This is a genomic window from Teichococcus aestuarii, assembly GCF_003116135.1.
Lineage (GTDB): Bacteria > Pseudomonadota > Alphaproteobacteria > Acetobacterales > Acetobacteraceae > Pseudoroseomonas > Pseudoroseomonas aestuarii.
Genome location: NZ_PDOA01000003.1, coordinates 232974 through 250470, shown reverse-complemented (window position 1 = coordinate 250470; position 17497 = coordinate 232974). Strand labels below are relative to the sequence as shown.

At 71.9% G+C, this 17497-nt stretch carries 18 protein-coding genes; 10 read left to right on the top strand and 8 right to left on the bottom strand.

Going from position 1 to position 17497, the window contains the following annotated elements:
• The first annotated feature begins 48 nt into the window (after positions 1-48).
• Together CR165_RS06605 and CR165_RS06600 are read left to right on the top strand one after the other, a co-directional pair.
• Positions 49-459: a hypothetical protein gene (locus CR165_RS06605; RefSeq protein WP_109516176.1), complete on the top strand. Its 411-nt coding sequence runs from the start codon at positions 49-51 to the stop codon at positions 457-459.
• 10 nt (positions 460-469) lie between these two features.
• Positions 470-901: a secondary thiamine-phosphate synthase enzyme YjbQ gene (locus tag CR165_RS06600; RefSeq protein ID WP_109516175.1), complete on the top strand. Its 432-nt coding sequence runs from the start codon at positions 470-472 to the stop codon at positions 899-901.
• A gap of 10 nt (positions 902-911) precedes the next feature.
• Here the strand turns inward: CR165_RS06600 and CR165_RS06595 are convergent, their stop codons facing one another.
• The gene (locus tag CR165_RS06595; protein ID WP_109516174.1) at positions 912-1334 is read right to left on the bottom strand and encodes a DUF4112 domain-containing protein; all 423 of its coding nucleotides are present in this window, start codon (positions 1332-1334) and stop codon (positions 912-914) included.
• A gap of 201 nt (positions 1335-1535) precedes the next feature.
• Between CR165_RS06595 and CR165_RS06590 the strand changes: the two genes are divergently transcribed.
• Positions 1536-2009: a hypothetical protein gene (locus CR165_RS06590; protein ID WP_109516173.1), complete on the top strand. Its 474-nt coding sequence runs from the start codon at positions 1536-1538 to the stop codon at positions 2007-2009.
• Between the two features lie 2 nt (positions 2010-2011).
• The gene (locus CR165_RS25970; protein WP_281262096.1) at positions 2012-2143 is read left to right on the top strand and encodes a hypothetical protein; all 132 of its coding nucleotides are present in this window, start codon (positions 2012-2014) and stop codon (positions 2141-2143) included.
• Positions 2144-2151: 8 nt separating this feature from the next.
• Here the strand turns inward: CR165_RS25970 and CR165_RS06585 are convergent, their stop codons facing one another.
• The 4 genes from CR165_RS06585 to CR165_RS06570 form a co-directional block, all read right to left on the bottom strand.
• Positions 2152-2355, bottom strand: coding sequence for a hypothetical protein (locus CR165_RS06585; RefSeq protein WP_109516172.1), 204 nt, complete (start codon positions 2353-2355; stop codon positions 2152-2154).
• 139 nt (positions 2356-2494) lie between these two features.
• On the bottom strand, positions 2495-3814 hold the full coding sequence (locus CR165_RS06580; protein ID WP_109516171.1) for a TRAP transporter large permease: 1320 nt from the start codon (positions 3812-3814) through the stop codon (positions 2495-2497).
• Positions 3811-4317, bottom strand: a complete 507-nt coding sequence (locus CR165_RS06575) for a TRAP transporter small permease (RefSeq protein ID WP_109516170.1) — start codon at positions 4315-4317, stop codon at positions 3811-3813. The genes CR165_RS06580 and CR165_RS06575 overlap by 4 nt, the downstream gene beginning before the upstream one ends.
• 43 nt (positions 4318-4360) lie before the next feature.
• Positions 4361-5365: a TRAP transporter substrate-binding protein gene (locus tag CR165_RS06570; RefSeq protein WP_109516169.1), complete on the bottom strand. Its 1005-nt coding sequence runs from the start codon at positions 5363-5365 to the stop codon at positions 4361-4363.
• 233 nt (positions 5366-5598) lie between these two features.
• Here CR165_RS06570 and CR165_RS06565 point away from each other — a divergent pair, with 233 nt between their 5' ends.
• A complete protein-coding gene (locus CR165_RS06565) occupies positions 5599-7584 on the top strand; it encodes a sensor domain-containing diguanylate cyclase (protein ID WP_181378024.1) in 1986 nt (661 codons plus the stop codon).
• A gap of 133 nt (positions 7585-7717) precedes the next feature.
• On the opposite strand, the gene CR165_RS06560 is transcribed toward CR165_RS06565, so the two are convergent.
• Positions 7718-8722, bottom strand: a complete 1005-nt coding sequence (locus CR165_RS06560; RefSeq protein ID WP_109516167.1) for a 2-hydroxyacid dehydrogenase — start codon at positions 8720-8722, stop codon at positions 7718-7720.
• Positions 8723-8966: 244 nt separating this feature from the next.
• Here CR165_RS06560 and CR165_RS06555 point away from each other — a divergent pair, with 244 nt between their 5' ends.
• Positions 8967-10145 carry an MFS transporter gene (locus tag CR165_RS06555; RefSeq protein ID WP_181378023.1) on the top strand — a complete coding sequence of 393 codons (1179 nt, stop codon included), beginning with the start codon at positions 8967-8969 and terminating at the stop codon, positions 10143-10145.
• An 18-nt stretch (positions 10146-10163) separates the two neighbouring features.
• Here CR165_RS06555 and CR165_RS06550 read toward each other — a convergent pair whose 3' ends face one another.
• On the bottom strand, positions 10164-11066 hold the full coding sequence (locus CR165_RS06550; protein WP_245906182.1) for a DMT family transporter: 903 nt from the start codon (positions 11064-11066) through the stop codon (positions 10164-10166).
• A 198-nt stretch (positions 11067-11264) separates the two neighbouring features.
• On the opposite strand from CR165_RS06550, the gene CR165_RS06545 reads away from it, so the two are divergent.
• From CR165_RS06545 to CR165_RS06530, 4 genes are all read left to right on the top strand, one after another.
• Complete coding sequence (locus CR165_RS06545; protein WP_219929702.1) at positions 11265-12500, top strand: ABC transporter substrate-binding protein; 1236 nt, start codon at positions 11265-11267, stop codon at positions 12498-12500.
• 215 nt (positions 12501-12715) lie between these two features.
• Positions 12716-14284, top strand: coding sequence for an ABC transporter substrate-binding protein (locus tag CR165_RS06540; RefSeq protein WP_109516164.1), 1569 nt, complete (start codon positions 12716-12718; stop codon positions 14282-14284).
• A gap of 3 nt (positions 14285-14287) precedes the next feature.
• A complete protein-coding gene (otnK, locus tag CR165_RS06535) occupies positions 14288-15541 on the top strand; it encodes a 3-oxo-tetronate kinase (RefSeq protein WP_109516163.1) in 1254 nt (417 codons plus the stop codon).
• Complete coding sequence (locus tag CR165_RS06530; protein ID WP_109516162.1) at positions 15538-16191, top strand: class II aldolase/adducin family protein; 654 nt, start codon at positions 15538-15540, stop codon at positions 16189-16191. Before otnK ends, CR165_RS06530 begins: the two co-directional genes overlap by 4 nt.
• Before the next feature lie 8 nt (positions 16192-16199).
• Here CR165_RS06530 and CR165_RS06525 read toward each other — a convergent pair whose 3' ends face one another.
• Positions 16200-17447, bottom strand: a complete 1248-nt coding sequence (locus tag CR165_RS06525) for an aminotransferase class III-fold pyridoxal phosphate-dependent enzyme (RefSeq protein WP_219929701.1) — start codon at positions 17445-17447, stop codon at positions 16200-16202.
• Positions 17448-17497 lie beyond the last annotated feature (50 nt).

Sequence of the window (17497 nt, the reverse complement as noted above, 5' to 3'; positions counted from 1 at the left end):
GGCATCCCCTCTCTCGCCTTCCGGCGCGTGGCGGGTATAGCGGAAGACATGATCCAGCCTCGCACCGCCCCCGCCGCACTGCCGCATCGCCGGCTGGCGGCCGCCATCGCCGAGCTGCACCGCAGCCTGCTGAACGCCCAGGCCTCCGGTTCCCCCGCGGCCGGCAATCCCTATGCCCTGCTGCAGGCGGTGATGCACGACCCCGCCTTCCTCTGGCTGCGCCGGCTGAGCGACCTGATCCTGGCCATCGACGAGGCCGGCGCGAAGGGCGCCACCCCTTCGCCGGAGGCGATGCAGGGCTTCCTGTCCCGCGCCACCGGCCTGGTGGAGGAGGGTGATGGCGAGGCGGCGGAGATCCGGCAGAAGATGGGCGGCTTCCTGCTGCGCCCGGACGTGGCCGCCGCGCATGCGAAGCTGCGGGCCGTGCTGGCCGAGCTGCGCGCCCAGCGGCCGCACTGAGCCGCGCGCCATGCGGCAGCACAGCCACCGCCTGGAGGTCGCCACCCGCGGGCGCGGCCTGCGCGACATCACCGCGCCGCTCTGCGGCTGGGTGGCGGAATGCGGCATCGGCACCGGCCTGCTGACAATCTGGTGCCGCCATACCTCCGCCTCGCTGCTGGTGCAGGAGAATGCCTCGCCCGAGGTGCTGCAGGACCTGGAGGATTTCCTCGGCCGCCTGGTGCCGGATGGCGATGCCATGGCCTACCGGCATGACGAGGAGGGGCCGGACGACATGCCCGCCCATCTGCGGGCCGTGCTGACCCAGACGCAGCTTTCCATCCCCGTGCTGGAGGGGAAGCCGGTGCTGGGCCGCTGGCAGGCCGTCTATCTCTGCGAGCACCGCACCCGGCCGCACCGGCGGGAGCTGGTGCTGCACCTGCTGGGCACCCCCGCCGGCTGACGGCCGGGCCTCAGCCCGGCGGCAAGCGGCGCGATGACGGCCTGTCCGGCGAGGGCATGTCCAGCGGGGGGCTGTCGAGCGGGCGGTCCAGGTGCTCGCGCAGCAGCCGCATGTTGCGCAGATTGGCGCGGTAGAACACGTCCCCCGCCCAGCCGACCACCGGCACCGCGCTGATCAGCGTGTCGAGGCCGAGATGGCCCAGCATCCGCAGCAGCGTGGGCAACGGCACGCCGAGCCGCCGCGCCTCCCACAGCAGGTAGACCGACACTCCCTTGGAGGCCAGCAAACCCAGGCCGGGCACCAGGTTCAGCACCGGATCGGCGCCGAAGCGGATGTTGGTGAGGGGAAGGCGCCAGCGGCTGTCCAGCAGGCGGGCGACGGCCTCCAGGCGGCGGCGGGTGGCATCGGTGTCGGCGTCTGTGCGAGGTGGCATGGCAGGGGCCTTGGCAGCGTCTGGAGAGGGAACGCGGGGGCAGGGCAGGCGTTCCGTCCCCTCCCGCCGGTGGCGATGCACGCCGGGGCTGTGGCGGAGTGCGCCGCCACCCCTTTCCCGCGTGCGTGATCGTTCGAACAAAAGAAGAACATTGCCCCGCTCCCGACCGCATGGCACACCAAGGCAGGACGGGAGGAGGGCATGGAAAATCTGGCGCGCTGGACCCTGGCCCAGACTTTTGGACTGCTGGGCACACTGGCGGTGATCTTCCGCGACAATTACCGCTCTCCCCTGCCGGTGCTGGAGCTGGGCGAAATGCTCGTGCGCTTCGGCCCGCAGGCCTCGGCGCTGGGGCTGCTGCTGGCGCTGTGGCCGGTCTCGGACCTGGTGTTCCGCGCCTGCGCACCGGACCGTGCCTGGCAGTGCGCGGGGGCCTTCAACCGCTGGGCGGTGGCGCTGCTGCTGTTCTTCCTCTGCGCCCATGCGGCGGTGCTGGGGCTGGTGGCGATGTCGGACCCCGCCCTGCTGGCGCGCGCCGTGCGCCCGGCGCTGCGGAGCGCCTATGGGGCGGCTCTGCTGGCCACGGCGCTGCTGTCCCTGGCTTATGTGCTGAGGCTGGAATTCACGTTGTGGAAGGCGCATGATCGGGCGATGAGGAACGATCGCCAAGGCTGAGCATGGGGGGGCAGGACATCCTCGCCGCCCTGATCTGGGGTGCCAGCCTGCTCGGTCTCGGGCTGGGCGGCTATGGGGTGGCGCGCTACGGGCTGGGCCTCTGGCGTATCTCGCGCGGCCGCCGCCGGCGCTGAGGCGCGCCTCAGTCCCGCCGCCGCCGGCCGATCAGCCGCGCCACCAGCATCAGCATGCCGCCGGCGACGATGAGGCCGGCCGTGCCCGGGCTCCGCTCCACCGTCTCCAGCAGCATGGCCGGGATCCAGAGCAGGGTGTCCCAGCCCAGCACATGCGCGGCGATGCCCAGCGCCACCAGCAGGCTGCCCAGAAACCAGAGCTGTGACGCCATCCGTCCGTGTTCCGCCTGATCCGTGCGGCGGCCGGCCGGCACCATGCCGGGCCGTGCCGCCTGAAGGGCGGAGATCGTGCTTCGCGGCCCCGCCGGCAAGGGGGCGGCGGGGAGGGGGCGCGGCGGCCCCCTCCCGGATTCAGTTGAGGAATTCCGGCGAGACGAGGCTCGGCAGGAACAGCACCAGCCCGGGCCAGGCGATGATCAGCAGCAGCACCGCCAGCATCGGCATCAGCATGATGAAGGTGTCCTTCAGCGCATCCGCCATGCGCATCCCCGCCACCGAGCAGGCGATCATCAGGCAGAGGCCATAGGGCGGCGTGACCAGCCCGAAGGCCAGCGAGACGATGCCGATCATGGCGAACTGCACCGGGTCGATGCCGACCGAGACGGTGAGCGGCTGGAGGATGCTGCCGACGATGATGATGGCCGGGATCGCGTCGAGGAAGCACCCCGTGATCAGGAACACCGCGGCGATGAACAGGCCCACCCCGAGCGGCCCCATGCCCCAGGCCTCGACGCCGGCCAGCAGCACCTTCGGGATCTCGTAATAGGCCAGCAGCCAGCCGAAGGCGCTGGCGGTGCCGACGCAGAACAGCGCCACCGCCGCCAGCCGCCCGGAATCGAGCAGCGCCGCCCACAGCCCCTTCATGTCCATCTCGCGGTAGACCAGCAGCGAGAGGGCGCAGGCGTAGAGCACCGCGATGCAGGCGGATTCCGTGGCGGTGAACCAGCCGAACAGCTTGCCGCCGATGATGATGAAGGGCGTGGTGAGCGCCGGCAGCGCCACGAACAGCGCCACGCCCAGCTCCCGCAGGGTGGAGCGCGGATAGGTCGGGTAGCCGCGCAGCTTGGCGTAGGTGTGCACCGTGGCCATCTGCACCCCCGCGATCAGCAGCCCCGGCACCACGCCCGCCAGGAACAGCGCGCCGATGGAGACGCTGAGCACGCCGCCCCAGACGATCATCAGGATCGAGGGCGGGATGATGACGGCGAGCACCGCCGAAACGGCGGTGATGGCGACGGAGAAGCTGTCGTCATACCCCTCCTTGCGCTGCGCCTCGATGAAGATCTTGCCCTGGCTGGCGGCATCGGCGGTGGAGCTGCCGGAGATGCCGGCGAAGAAGAAGGAGAGTACCACGTTGATCTGCGCCAGCCCGCCGGGGAAGTGCCCGACCAGCGCCCGCGCCAGCCGCATCAGCCGGTCGGTGATGCCGCCGACATTCATCAGGTTGGCGGTGAGCAGGAAGAAGGGCACCGCCAGCAGGATGAAGCTGTTGTAGGCGTTGAAGGTCTCCTGCACCATCAGCGCGGGGGAGAGGTGCGGCTCGATCAGCATGATCGGCAGGCAGGCGAGGCCGAGGCAGAAGGCCACCGGCACGCGCAGCGCCATCAGCCCGAAGAACACCCCGAACATCAGCGCCGCCGCCGTGCCGGAGGAGAGGACGGCCCCGTTCATGCGTCCCGCCTCCGCAGCAGCAGCGCCGCGTCGGCCATGCGCAGCCCCATGAACAGCAGCCAGGAAGCACCGGCCACCGGCCAGGCCATATGGATCAGCCAGAGCGGCAACTCCGCCATCTCGCTGATGCGGTAGAAGGCGAACTCGGTGAACTCCCAGCCCCAGAACAGGAACACCCCGGCCATCACCAGCACGAAGCTGCCGGAGACCAGCTCCATCAGCGCCGTCGCGCGCGGGGAGAGGACGGGGAACACGTCGACGATGAAGTGCGTGCCCTCGCGCACCGCCAGGATGGCGCCCAGCATCACCATCCAGACCAGCGCGAAGCGCGCCATCTCCTCCGTCCAGATGTAGTGCGGGATGACAGCGGTGTAGCGCGAGAACACCTGCAGCGTGACAGGGAACAGCAGCACCAGCACGCTGAGGCCAAGCAGCCCCCGCAGCAGCGCCGCATAGGCGTCGGCGAGGCGCCGCAGCGGCCCCGCCCGTTTTGGTTCAGTCATCGTTTCGTCCGGCTGGAGGGCAAGGGTCGCTGCGGCCTGTCCCTCAGCTCGTCACGTCGGCGATGCGGCGCAGGATGGCCTCCGCGTCGATCTCCTTGGCGTAGGTGGCCAGCACCGGCGACACCCTCTGCTGCAGCGCGTCGCGGTCGGTGAAGGGCACGCGCTTCAGCCGCCCCGCGGCCTCCAGCGCGGCGATCTTCTGCCCGTCCTCGGTGGATTCGATCTGCCGCCCATAGGCCGCGGCCTCCGGCCCGGCGCGGCGGATGGCCGCCTGCAGGTCGGCCGGCAGCCGCGCGAAGGTGACGGCGGAGAAGCAGAGCGGGCGGATGGTGATGGCGTGCTGCGTCATCGAGAGGTGCGGCGCCACCTCGTAGAAGCGCATCTGCTCGACGCCCGCCGCCTCGTTCTCGCCCGCCTCGATGACGTTGTTCTGGATGGCGTTGTAGACCTCGTTGTAGGCGATGACGGTGGGGGACATGCCGGCCGCGGCGAAGGTGCGGCTCCAGATCGGCGCGCCCTGCACCCGCACCTTCATGCCGCGCAGCGCCTCCAGGTTGCCGGCCGGGCGGCTGGCGAAGATGTTGCGCACGCCGCCGCCGGCATAGCCCACCAGCATCACCCGCGCCCGCTTCTCCACCTCCTCGGCGATCGGCTTCAGCATGTCCTGCTCCAGCACCTTGTTCCAGTGCGGCAGGTCGCGGAACAGGAAGGGCGCGTCGATGAAGGGCGCGGCGCGGGAGAAGGTGGACATGTGCGCCGGCGAGACGATGCCGTAATCCACCGCGCGGCCCTGCGCCATGTACTCGAAGTACTGCTTCTCCAGCCCCAGGCTGCTGTTCTTGTGCAGGATGAAGTTGATGGGCTTGCCGTAATACTGCTTCACCAGCTCCTCGAACCGGACGATGCAGCGGGTGAAGGCGTGCTCGTCGTTGAACTGTGACGCGCCGTTCAGGGTGATGGCCTGGGCCTGGGCCCGCCCGGTGATGGCGAAGCCCGTGATCCCCCCCGCGACTCCCAGCGTGGCGCCAAGCAGCGTCCTGCGATCCATGGTCGTTCTCCCATATTATCAGATGGCCATACGTCCGATGGCCTGCGACGCAGACTAGACCGGTGACAAAGGAAAACAAAACCGCAGAAATGCGGGGCTGGGTGTCCCCGCGCCGGCCGCCACGGCGCCGGGGCAGGGGCCGGCGGGCAAAATCGAGGCACCGGCCGCGGCCACGGGCGGAGGGAGCCGGTCTAGTCTGCGCCGGTCGCTCCCCGGGTTGTCGAGGCCGCACCTTGCGTCTGCTCCTGCCCTTCAAGGCCCAGGCTTCCAGGCTGCACGGCGCGGCCGGGAGCCTGCCCCTGCGCATGGCCGCCTTCGGCATGCTGGCCTGCCTGGCGCTGCTCGGGGTCGAGACCCTGAACAGCGTCCGCGCCCGTGCCGAGCAGCTGCAGAAGGCCGAGGCCTCGGTCACCAGCCTGGCCCGCGCGCTGGTGCAGCATGCCGATGACATGCTGAGCCTGGCGGATGTCATGCTGGTCAGCCTCGTGGAGACCGCCCGGAGCGAGGGCCTGCAGCTTCCGGCCCTCGGCCGGCTGAACCTGTTGCTGGAGCGACGGGCCACCATGCTGCAGCGGGGCCTGCGCTTCTCCATCCACGGCCCGGACGGCGCCCTGCTCGCCACGTCCCATCCCGGCGCCGATGCCGGCCCGGCGGAGCGCGACGAATTCCTCCACCAGGGTGCGGCGGGCGGCGGCGTGGCTTATCTGGGCCTGCCCGTGCGCGACCGCGCGTCGGGCGCGTGGATGCTCACCCTCTCGCGCCGGATCGAAGGCCCCGATGGCAGCCTGGCCGGGGTGGCCGTCGCCACCATCGAGACGGCCCATTTCGTCGCGCACTACGCGTGGCTCGGCCTGGGGCCGCAGAGCACCGTCGCCCTGTTCCGCGACGACGGCACTGTGCTGGTCCGCCATCCGCCGCGCGACGACCTGATCGGCCGCCGCAGGCTGCGGCAAGACATCCTGCAATCCGGGAAGGACGGGCCGGAGAAGCCGGACCGCTACATCTCGCCGATCGACGGCGTGAAGCGCATCGGCGCCTTCCACCGGGCCGAGAACCATCCGATCCTGCTGGTGGTCTCGCTCTCCGTCGAGAACGTGCTGACGGGCTGGCGGAATGATCTGGCGAAGCGGGCCATGATCACCGGCGGGCTGATCCTGCTGCTCGCCTTTCTCGGCGTCCGGCTGACCCGCAGCGCCCTGGAGCGGCACCGCGTGGCCCAGGCCCTGGCGGAAAGCGAGGCCAGCTTCCGGTCGCTGGCGGAGAACTCAAGCGATGTGGCGATGCGGGTCGATATGCAGTGCATCATCCGCTATGTCTCGCCGGGCATCCAGCCCTGGCTGGGCTGGCAGCCGCAGCAGATCGCCGGGCAGTTCATGCCCAACCTCGTGGCCGCCGAGGACCGCGGCACCATGCAGGCCACACTGCTGCGGATGGTCTCGGAGGGGCTGCCGCCAACCCGGCACACCCTCCGCCTGCACCGGCGCGACGGTGCGCTGGTCTGGGCCGAGCTGGCGCTGCACCCCATGCGCGACCCCCGCACCGGCCGGCCCGACGGCGCCGTGATCGTCGCCCGGGACATCGGCGAGCACAAGGCGCGGGAGGCGCAGCTGCATCGGCTGGCCAGCACCGACGGCCTGACCGGCCTCGCCAACCGCCGGGCCTTCGACGAGACGCTGGAGCGCGAGTGGCGGCGCATGGTGCGCGGCGACGGCGCCCTGTCGCTCCTGCTGCTGGACGTGGACCGCTTCAAGCCGTTCAACGACCGCCATGGCCATCCGCAGGGCGATTGCTGCCTGAAGGCGGTGGCGGACGCGCTGTCCACCCTGGCGCGCCGCCCGGCCGACCTCGCCGCACGCTATGGCGGGGAGGAGATGGTGCTCCTCCTGCCGGACACGGACAGCGCCGGCGCGGCCCGCATGGCCGAGGCGGCGCGCGCCGCCATCGAGGGGCTGCAATGGCCGCATGAGGACAACACGCCGTTCCGGGTGGTGACGGTCAGCATCGGCGTTGCCACGGCCAGCCATGGCAGCGGCCTGATGGCCGCCGAGCAACTGGTCAAGGCGGCGGACGGCGCCCTCTACCACGCCAAGCGGAATGGCCGGAATCGCATCGTCCTGGCCGAGGCGCTGGCGGAGCGGCCGGCCCTGCCGGCGGGCGGGATGGAAGACTGGCCGCCCCCCACCCGGGCCGGGCAGCCCGGCCAGCCGGAGCGCGGCTGAGCCGGGCATGCAAGGCCAGGCATGCAAGGCGGGGCATGCGAGGCCGGGTATGCAAGGCGGGGCATGCGAGGCCGGGTATGCAAGGCGGGGCATGCGAGGCCAGGCCTGCGGAGGCCGGGCCGCCGCCCGCGGATCAGGCCGGCGGCGCGACCGCGTGGACGGGCCTGCCGGTCGCCGCGAAGCTGGACAGGTTCTCCAGCGTGGTGTGCGCGATGGCCTGCATCGCCTCGGCGGTGAAGAAGGCCTGGTGGCCGGTGATCAGCACGTTCGGGAAGGTGAGCAGCCGGGCGAAGACATCGTCCTGCAGGATCTGGTCCGACAGATCCTCGAAGAACAGGTCGCTCTCCTCCTCGTACACGTCGAGGCCCAGATGGCCGATCGCCCCGGTCTTCAGCCCCTCGATCAGCGCCCGCGCATCGACCAGCGCGCCGCGCCCCGTGTTGATGAGCATGACGCCGTGCTTCATGCGGGCGATGGCCGCATGGTCGATCAGGTGGCGGGTGTCCGGCGTCAGCGGGCAGTGCAGCGACACGATGTCGGACTCCGCCAGCAGCGTCTCGAGCGGCGCCACCGTCGCGCCGATCGCCGCCAGCTCGGGGGTGGGGTAGGGGTCGTGCACCAGCACGCGGCAGCCGAATCCGGCCATGATCCGCGCGACGGCGAGGCCGATCTTGCCGGCGCCGACGATGCCGGCGGTGCGGCCGCGAAGGTCGAAGCCCAGCAGCCCCTCCAGCGCGAAGTTCCCTTCCCGCACCCGCGCATAGGCGCGGTGGATCTTGCGGTTGAGCGACAGGATCAGCGCCACGGTGTGCTCGGCCACGGCATGCGGCGAATAGGCCGGCACGCGTGCCACGGCGAGGCCGAGCGAAGCGGCCGCGGCGAGGTCGACATGGTTGAACCCCGCGCTGCGCAGCGCGACCAGCCTTGTGCCGCCCGAGGCCAGGGCTTCCAGCGCCGGGCGGTCCAGCTCGTCGTTGACGAAGGCGCACACGGCCTCGGCGCCGGCCGCGAGGGTGGCGCTGTCGCGCGTCAGCCGCGCCTCCAGGTAGCGCAGCGCGTGGGGCTGGCCCGCCGCCGCGTTGGCGGCATCGAGGAACCGGCGGTCATAGGATTTGGTGCTGAAGACCGCGACCTGCATGGTGTCCTCCGTCTTGCCGGGATGGCGGGCACAGCGTCGCAAATCCGGCGGCCCGGCGCACCCCTTCTGCGCCGGGCGGGGGAGGCCTAGGCCGCTCCGGCTGCGCGCGGTATCTCGTCAGACGGCCATGGGCGAGGGCCGCCGGCGGAACAGCCGCCCTGCGGCGGGCCGACAGGGAGTGAAAACGATCTTGAGAATGCCGCTATGGGCCAGCGCCCTTGCCGCGACGCTGATTGTCCAGACCGTGAGCTCCTTCGCCAGCCTTGTCGTTCCGCTGCTCGGTCCGCCCCTCATGGCCCGCGCCGGCCTGCCGCCGGAGAGCATCGGCCTCGTCTCCGCCATGACCTCGGTCGGCATCTGCTGGAGCCTGGCCTGTGGCGGGCCGATGCTCGGCCATCACGGCCCGGTCCGGACGCTGCAGATCGGCCTCGCCTGCATGGTGGCCGGCCTGTTCGTGCTGTCGCAGCCGCTCGGCCTGCTGGGGTTGCTGGGCGCCCTGGCGATCGGCTTCGGCCTGGGGCCCAACACGCCGGCGGGCAGCCAGATCCTGATCCGCACGGCACCCCCCCGGCACCGCACCCTGATCTTCTCGATCAAGCAGGCGGGCGTCCCGCTGGGCGGCGCGCTGGCCGGGCTGGTGGTGGCGCCCCTGGTGCTGCGGCACGGGCTGCCTGCCACCCTGGGCGTGGTCATCGGCGTGATCCTGCTTACCATCCTGCTGGTGCAGCCTTTCCGCCGCCGGCTGGACGAGGACAGGGGCACGGGGCATCCGGGCTGGGCCCGCGCGCTGGTCTCCCCGGCGGCGATGCTCGGCTCCGTTGGCGTGCTGCGCGCGCATCCCTCCCTGCCGATGCTGACGGCCCTCGGCGCCTCCTTCTCGATGATGCAGTCCTGCCTGACGGCCTTCACCGCGACCTATGCGGTGACGCGCCACGGCGCCTCCCTGGCCGAGGCCGGGCTGATCGTCGCGCTGATGCAGGGGGCCAGCATGGTGGGGCGGATCGTCATGGGCTGGGTGGCGGACCGCACGGGCCATGCGATGCGGCTGCTGGTGCTGCAGGCGGGGGCCTCGGCCCTGGCGGTGGGGCTGCTGGTCGTGGCCGGGGGCCATGGCGCCTGGGCGCTGTATGGCTGCGCGGCGCTGGCGGGCCTGACCGCCATCGGCTGGAACGGCGTGCACATCGCGGAGCTGGCCCGCGTCGCGCCCCTGCACCAGGTGAGCGACGTGACCTCCGCCGCCAGCCTCTTCGGCTTCATCGGGTCGATCTTCGGGCCCCTGCTCTTCACCCTGGTGGTGCACTGGAGCGGCAGCTACGGCCTGGCGTTCCTCCTCATGGCCGCCCAGCTCGCGGCCTTCGGGCTGGTCAGCGCCGCCTTCCTCTGGCGGGGCGCGGGCCGGCGGGCCGGCGGCGGCGCCGGCTGAAGGCCCGCGCGCCCCTCGTCAGGGCGCGCCCGCCTCGTGGCGCAACTGCTGCTCTCGCAGGAAGATGAACAGGCCGGCGCCGATGATGATGGCGGCCCCGGCCAGGGTCAGGGGCCCGATCACCTCGCCGAAGAAGAGGTAGCCGAACAGCATGCCCCAGAGGATCAGCGTGTACTGGTAGGGCACCACCACCGAGGCCGGCGCCATCCGCAGCGCCTGGTTCACGCAGAGGTTGCCGGCCAGCGAGCCGATGCCGAGGAACAGCATCAGCACGAGGTCGATGGCGCCGGGCGGCGTCCAGCCCTGGGCCAGCACCAGCACGGCGCCGAAGAGCAGGGCGGCCAGCAGCTGCGCCGTCATCAGCACGGTGCCGCGCGTGCCGGCCAGCTTGCGGGTGGCGACCAGGAAGCAGGCATAGCTGAAGCTGCCCGCCAGGGCGCAGGCCGCGCCGAGGGAGAGCGAGTCCGGCGAGGGATGCAGCGCCAGCACCACGCCGCCGAAGCCCACCGTCACGGCCGTCCACCGGCGCCAGCCCACCCGCTCGCCCAGCAGGAAGGGGGAGAGGGCGGTCACGTAGATCGGGCCGGCCATGTAGTAGGTCATGACCTCCGCGAGCGGCAGCGCGACGAGGGCCCAGAAGAACAGCGAGGTCTCCAGCGTCGAGAACAGCACGCGGAGCAGCTGCAGCCCGGGCCGCGGCGGCCGCAGGAAGGCGTGCGGACCGGTGCGGTAAATGAAGGGCGCCATGACGCAGAGCCCGGCGATGCTGCGCACCAGCAGCAGCTGGCCGACCGTGTAGGCCCCCACCAGCCATTTGCCCAGCGTGTCGTTGACGGCGAAGAGCAGCACGCCCAGCAGCATCATGGCGATGCCGCCGGCGGCGCCCGTGGGCATCAGGCCCAGGCGCAGGAATGCGGACACGGCGATAGACCCAACCCCTTGTGGCGCTTCTCGCCCGGAATGGGGGGCGCCGCCCCGCAGCAGTAGCCAGAGCCGGCCGCGCTGCAAAGGCCGCGCCGCGCGAGGGGCGCCGGCAGGCTTGCGCCGTGCCGCCCGCTATCCGCATCATGCGGCGCAAGCGCCCGCGCCATGACGGGCGGCATGGAGGATCGGATGAGGATGTTCACCCGCCGCGGCCTGATGGCCGCCAGCGCCACCCTGCCTGCGCTTTCCGCCCTGCCGGCGCGGCCCCGCGCCCAGGGCGCCGCGCCGACGCTGCGCATCGGCGTGCTGGCCGATTTCTCCGGTCCCTACCGGGATACCTCCGGCCCCACCTCGGTGGTCTGCGCGCGGCAGGCGGTGGCGGATCTCGGCCTGGATACGCGCGGCATCAAGGTGGAGATCCTGCAGGCCGACCACCAGAACAAGGCCGATGTGGGCCTTGGCATCGCGCGCCGCTGGTTCGACCAGGACGGGGTGGATGCGATCACGGAGGTGAACAACAGCGCGGTCGCCCTCGCCGTGGCCAACCTGGCGCAGGAGAAGGACAAGGTGGTGCTGGCCTCCGGCCCGGCCAGCGCCGTGCTGACGGGCGAGCGCTGCACCAGCAACCTGGTGCACTGGACCTACGACACCTGGATGTGCGCCAACGTGGTGGGCAAGGCCTCGGTCCGGGCGGGCAACGACAGCTTCTTCTTCCTGACCGCCGATTACAGCTTCGGCCACCAGCTCGAGCGCGACACCACGGCGGCGGTGCAGGGCGCCGGCGGCAAGGTGCTGGGCGGCGTGCGCTTTCCCTTCCCCGGCACCGCCGACTTCTCCTCCTTCCTGGTGCAGGCGCAGAGCTCGCGCGCCAAGGTGGTGGCCATGGCCACGGCCGGCGCGGACACGGTGAACTGCATGAAGCAGGCGCAGGAATTCGGCCTGACGCGGCGGCAGAAGATGCTCGCCCTGATCGCCTTCATCTGCGACATCCACGCCATGGGCCTGCCCGCCGCGCAGGGCCTGCTGCTGAACGAGACCTTCTACTGGGACCTGAACGACCGCACCCGCGCCTTCCTCGGCCGCGTGCGCGACAAGACGCCCACCAACTGGCCGAACCAGGAGCATGCCGGCACCTATTCCGCCGTGCTGCATTACCTGAAGGCCGTGGCCGATCTGGGCCCCGCCGCGGCGCGCGCCTCCGGCCGGGCTGTGGTGGAACGGATGAAGGCCATGCCCACCGATGACGACTGCTTCGGCCCCGGGACGCTGCGCGCCGATGGGCGCAAGATCCATCCGGCGCATCTGTTCGAGGTGAAGCGCCCGGAGGAGAGCCGGGGGCCGTGGGATTACTACAAGCTCGTCGGCACCGTGCCGGCGGCGGAAGCCTTCCGCCCGATGGGCGAGGGCAACTGCCCGCTCGTCCGCAGCTGAGGGACATCGCGGGCGCCCTGGCGCCGGGTCCGGCGCGGGGCGGAGGATGCCGCGACAGGCCCGGCGGCATGGCCGCCGGGATGCCTGAACAGGCACCCGGGCCTGATGGCCGCATCCTGATATATCATATCTTGCACGGGAAGACCGATGGCCTAGGATGTTCCGCGAGCGGGCCAGAACAGCCGACAAGCCGCTCCGGCAGACAGGAGGCGCCCATGGTCGATCCGAACATTTCCCGCCGTGCCCTGCTCGCGGCCGGAGCCTTTGCCGTGCCGGCGATCCTCGGCACGCCACGCCCGGCGCGGGCGGCCGGCGCCATCACCGTGATGCTGGAATCCGAGGTGGTGGTGCTGGACCCGCACGCGACCACCGCCGCCATCACGCGCAGCTTCGGCTACCATGTGTTCGACACGCTGTTCGCGCAGGATTCCAAGGGGACGATCCGGCCGCAGATGGCGGAGGGCCACACGGTCTCGGCCGATGGGCTGGAATGGCGCTTCGCCCTGCGCGACGGTCTCGCCTTCCATGACGGCGCGCCGGTCACGGCCGCCGATTGCGTCGCCTCGCTGCGCCGCTGGGCGGTGCGCGACAGCCTCGGCCGCATGCTGCTGGCGGCGATGCGGGAGATGCGGGCGGAGGATGCGCGCCGCTTCTCCATCACGCTGAAGGAGCCGTTCCCGCTGATGCTGGAGGTGCTGGGCAAGCCCAACGCGCCCGTGCCCTTCATCATGCCCGCGCGCATCCTGCCCGAGGGCGACGCGCGCATCACCGAGATCACCGGCTCCGGCCCCTTCAGCTTCGTGCGCGAGCAGTGGCGCACCGGCGACCGCATGGTGCTGCGGCGCAACGCGCGCTACGTGCCGCGCGACGAGCCGGCCGATTTCCTGGCGGGCGGCAAGGTGGTGAAGCTCGACGAGCTGGTGCTCAAGACCATGCCGGACGACACCACCGGCGTGAACGCGCTGATCGCCGGCGAGATCGACTACATGCAGTACCTGCCCTTCGACTTCCTCGGCGTCCTCGGCCGCAACCGGGATCTGCGGCTGATGGAGCTGAAGGGCATCGACATGTTCCAGGGCAATTTCCGCCTCAACCACGCGAGCGGCCCCTTCGCCGACCCCGCGGTGCGCCAGGTGATGTGGAAGCTGGTGGACCAGAAGCAGGTGCTGGACGCCATCGGCATCCCGCCGCGGTTCCGGGTGGAGAACTGCCGCTCCTTCTGGATGTGCGACGCGCCGCTGGAGACCGCCGCCGGCAGCGATGTGGCGCGCTTCGACCCGGAGGCCGCGAAGCAGGCGCTGGCCCGCACCGGCTACAAGGGCGAGCCGGTGGTGATGCTGGAGGTCTCCGGCTCCATCTCGCAGACCGCCGGGCACGTGCTGGCCGAGAACATGAAGAAGGCCGGCTTCACCGTGGACGAGCAGGTGATGGACTGGGGCACGGTGCTGGCACGCCGCGCCAAGCCCGATGGCTGGAGCCTGTTCCCCGTCTACGCCAACGGCGTGGACATGGTCTCGCCGCTGAACCACTTCTATGTCGCCAACAACTGCGCCGACTATCCCGGCCGCAGCTGCGATGCGCGCATCACCGGCCTGCTGCGGGACTATGCCCGCGCGCCGGATCTCGCGGCGCGCCGGGCGGTGGCCGAGCGCATCCAGATCGCCGCCTACGAACTGGTGCCGAGCGTGATGTGGGGCCAGTTCTCGCGCCCCGCCGGCTACCGGGCGCGGCTGCGGAACATGATCCAGTCCAGCTTCCCGCTTTTCTGGCAGGTCGAGGTCTGACGCATGCTGCTGGGCGGGATCGCGGATGACCTGACGGGCGCGGTGGAGCTGGCCGGCATGCTGGCGGCCGGCGGGATGCGCGTGGCGCTGGTGCTGGACGACGCGCCGATCCCGTCCGGCCAGGATGCGGTGGTGGTGGCGCTGCCCTCCCGCGTCGCGCCAGTGGCGGAGGCACGCGATGGCTTCGCACGCGCGGCCGATGCGCTGCTGGGCGCCGGGGCGCGGATGCTGTTCTTCAAGTACTGCGCCACCTTCGATTCCACGCCCCAGGGCAATATCGGCCCCTGCGCGGACCTGCTGATGGAGCGGACGGGCGCGCCCTTCACCCTGTTCGCGCCCAGTTTCCCGGAGGCGGAGCGGCGGGTGTTCATGGGCCATCTCTTCGTGGGCGCGCAGCTCGTCTCCAACTCGCCCAAGCGCTTCGACCCGCTGACGCCGATGACCGAGCCGGATCTGGTGAAGGTGCTGGCGGCGCAGACGGCGCGGCGGGTCGGCCTGCTGCCGCTGCCGGTGGTCGCGCAGGGGGAGGCGGCGGTGGCGCGGCATGCGTCGACCCTGCGGGAGGCCGGCCTCTCCTACGCCATCGCCGATGCCGCGACGGAGGAGGACCTCGCCACCCTGGCGCGGGCGAGCTGGGACTGGCCGCTGGCGACCGGCGGCTCCAACCTCGCCGCGCATTACCCGCCGATCTGGCGGGAGAAGGGGCTGCTTGCGCCCGCCGCCGCCCTGCCGCCCGCGCGGGCCGGCGGGCATGGCGCGGTGCTGGCCGGCAGCTGCTCGGACCGGACGCGGGAGCAGGTGGCGCATTTCGCCGGGCATCACCCGGTGCTGCGGATCGACCTGGCCCGGCTGGAGACGCCGGCGGCGGCGCTGCGCGAGGCGGCCGGCTGGGCCCTGCCGCGCCTGGAGCGGGGGCCGGTGTGCATCACCACCGCGGGCGACCCGCAGGCGGTCGCTGCCGCCCAGGCGCGCCTCGGGCGCGAGGGCGCGGCGCGGGCGGCGGAGGAGCTGCTGGGCGGGCTGGCGCGGGCGCTGGTGGCGGCGGGCGCCCGGCGCCTCCTGGTGGCGGGCGGCGAGACCTCGGGCGCGGTGATCCGCGCGCTGGGCATCGCCCGGCTTACGGTCGCGCCCTATGTCTCGCCGGGCATCGGGCTGTGCGCGGCGGAGGCGCCGGAGCCGCTGGCGCTCTGCCTCGAATCGGGGAAGCTGGGGCCGGTGGACATGTTCGGAACGGTGCTGGAGCGGATGCGCGCATGAACGGGGTGCGGCAGGCGCGCGAGGATGTCGCGCAGGGCTACCGGGAGCTGGGGCGGCTGGGGCTGAATTTCGGCAGCGCCGGCAATGTCTCGCGCCGTGTTGAGGGCGGCATGGTCATCACCCGCTCCGGCACCACGGTGGATGCCACGGCGGAGGCCGACACGGTGTGGATGTCGCTGGAGGGCGCGGCCCGGGATGACGCCGCGCCCTCCAGCGAATGGCCGATGCACGCCGCCATCCTGCGCGCCTTCCCCGAGGCGGGCAGCGCGGTGCACACCCATGCCGATGCCTGCACCGCGCTCGCCTGCCTGGGCGAGGGGCTGCCGGCCTTCCACTACATGGTCGCCGGCTTCGGCGGCGAGGATGTGCGCTGCGCCCCCTATGTCACCTTCGGCACGCCGGAGCTGGCGGTGGTGGCGGTCGAGGCGCTGCGCGGCCGCACCGCCTGCCTGCTCGGCAATCACGGGATGATCGTGACGGGGCGCGACGTGAAGGCGGCCGTGGCCGCCGCGCTGCGGCTGGAGACGCTGGCCCGGCAATACCTGCTGGCGCGCTCGGCCGGCACGCCGCGCCTGCTGGACGCGGCGCAGATGCAGGCCACGCGGGAGCGCTACAAGACCTACGGCAGCGCCGCCCCCGCGCGGGGCTGAGCGCCGCCCTACAGCGCGGCGGCGGCCCGGAAGCCGGCCTCCGCCGCTTCCAGCGCGCGGTCGATATCCGCCTCGGTGTGCGCGCAGGAGAGGAACATGTTGTGCCGGGGGTGGAAATACGCCCCGTGCCGCAGCGCCGTGGCGCAAAAGGCGTCGCCCTTCGCCCAGTCCGGGTCGTTGTCGAAGATCATCAGCGGCATCTGCGCCGGGCCGGTCTGGCGGACAGGCAGGGCGTACTGGCGCGAGAGCGCGTCCAGCCCGTTGCGCAGCCGCTCGCCCATGGCGCGCATGCGGGCCGGGCCGTCGATGCGGCGCAGCTCGGTAATGGTGGCGACCGCGGCGGCCATCGGCACCGCGCCGCACCAGAAGGAGCCGGTGGTGTAGACCTGCGTCGCAGCCTGGCGGAAGCGCTCCCGCCCGGTGACGGCGGCGAGCGGATGGCCGTTGGCGATGGCCTTGCTGAAGGCGGAGAGATCGGGCCGCACGCCGAGCGGCTCCCAGGAGCCGGCGAGGTCGATGCGGAAGCCCGCGCGCACATCGTCGAGGATCAGCGCGGCACCCGTCGCGTCGCACAGCGCGCGGAGGTGGCGGGCGAATTCCGGCGTCGGCAGCTCCTGGTGGCGGCCGAAATCATGCCGGAAGGCGGTGACGATGACGGCGGCAAGGTCGCCCTTCGCCGCCTCGGCCGCCGCGTCCAGGCTGGCCGTGTCGTTGTAGTCGAAGGTCAGAAGATGGGCGCGGTCCTCGGTGGTGACGCCGGCCAGGGAGGGCGAGCACCAGGGCACGGCGCCGTGGTAGGAGCCGCGCGCCACCAGTACCTTGCGCCGCCCCGTCTCGGCGCGGGCAATGGTGACGCAGGCGGTGGTGGCGTCCGTGCCGTTCTTGGCTAGCAGCGCCCAGTCGGCATGGGCGATGGTTTCCACCAGCAACTCGGCCAGCTCCACCAGCACGGGGGCGGGGCCGTTCATGCAGTCGCCCTGCGCGGCCTGGCGGCGGGCGGCCTCCTCCACCGCGGGGTTGCGGTGGCCGAGCACCATCGGGCCCCAGGAGCACATGAAGTCGATGTAGTCCCGCCCGTCGGCGTCGCGCAGGCGGCAGCCCTCGGCCGATGTGAAGTATTGCGGGTAGCCCTCCGGCAGCTTGGCCGCGTTGAGATGGCCCCAGAGGCCGCCGGGGATGACGGCCCGGGCGCGGGCGCGCAGGGCGGCATCGCGGGAGGCGGTGCCGGACTTCTCGGGCAGGAGGGCCTGCGACATGGACGGATCCTCGTCTTGATCCATTCGATATATCATATTTCCCCCAAGGG

Excerpts from the sequence above, each read along its gene's own strand:
- CR165_RS06605 (WP_109516176.1), top strand. The coding sequence starts at position 49 with ATGATCCAGCCTCGCACCGCCCCCGCCGCACTGCCGCATCGCCGGCTG.
- CR165_RS06600 (WP_109516175.1), top strand. The coding sequence starts at position 470 with ATGCGGCAGCACAGCCACCGCCTGGAGGTCGCCACCCGCGGGCGCGGC.
- CR165_RS06595 (WP_109516174.1), bottom strand. The coding sequence starts at position 1,334 with ATGCCACCTCGCACAGACGCCGACACCGATGCCACCCGCCGCCGCCTG.
- CR165_RS06590 (WP_109516173.1), top strand. The coding sequence starts at position 1,536 with ATGGAAAATCTGGCGCGCTGGACCCTGGCCCAGACTTTTGGACTGCTG.
- CR165_RS25970 (WP_281262096.1), top strand. The coding sequence starts at position 2,012 with ATGGGGGGGCAGGACATCCTCGCCGCCCTGATCTGGGGTGCCAGCCTG.
- CR165_RS06585 (WP_109516172.1), bottom strand. The coding sequence starts at position 2,355 with ATGGCGTCACAGCTCTGGTTTCTGGGCAGCCTGCTGGTGGCGCTGGGC.
- CR165_RS06580 (WP_109516171.1), bottom strand. The coding sequence starts at position 3,814 with ATGAACGGGGCCGTCCTCTCCTCCGGCACGGCGGCGGCGCTGATGTTC.
- CR165_RS06575 (WP_109516170.1), bottom strand. The coding sequence starts at position 4,317 with ATGACTGAACCAAAACGGGCGGGGCCGCTGCGGCGCCTCGCCGACGCC.
- CR165_RS06570 (WP_109516169.1), bottom strand. The coding sequence starts at position 5,365 with ATGGATCGCAGGACGCTGCTTGGCGCCACGCTGGGAGTCGCGGGGGGG.
- CR165_RS06560 (WP_109516167.1), bottom strand. The coding sequence starts at position 8,722 with ATGCAGGTCGCGGTCTTCAGCACCAAATCCTATGACCGCCGGTTCCTC.
- CR165_RS06545 (WP_219929702.1), top strand. The coding sequence starts at position 11,265 with ATGTTCACCCGCCGCGGCCTGATGGCCGCCAGCGCCACCCTGCCTGCG.
- CR165_RS06540 (WP_109516164.1), top strand. The coding sequence starts at position 12,716 with ATGGTCGATCCGAACATTTCCCGCCGTGCCCTGCTCGCGGCCGGAGCC.
- otnK (WP_109516163.1), top strand. The coding sequence starts at position 14,288 with ATGCTGCTGGGCGGGATCGCGGATGACCTGACGGGCGCGGTGGAGCTG.
- CR165_RS06530 (WP_109516162.1), top strand. The coding sequence starts at position 15,538 with ATGAACGGGGTGCGGCAGGCGCGCGAGGATGTCGCGCAGGGCTACCGG.
- CR165_RS06525 (WP_219929701.1), bottom strand. The coding sequence starts at position 17,447 with ATGTCGCAGGCCCTCCTGCCCGAGAAGTCCGGCACCGCCTCCCGCGAT.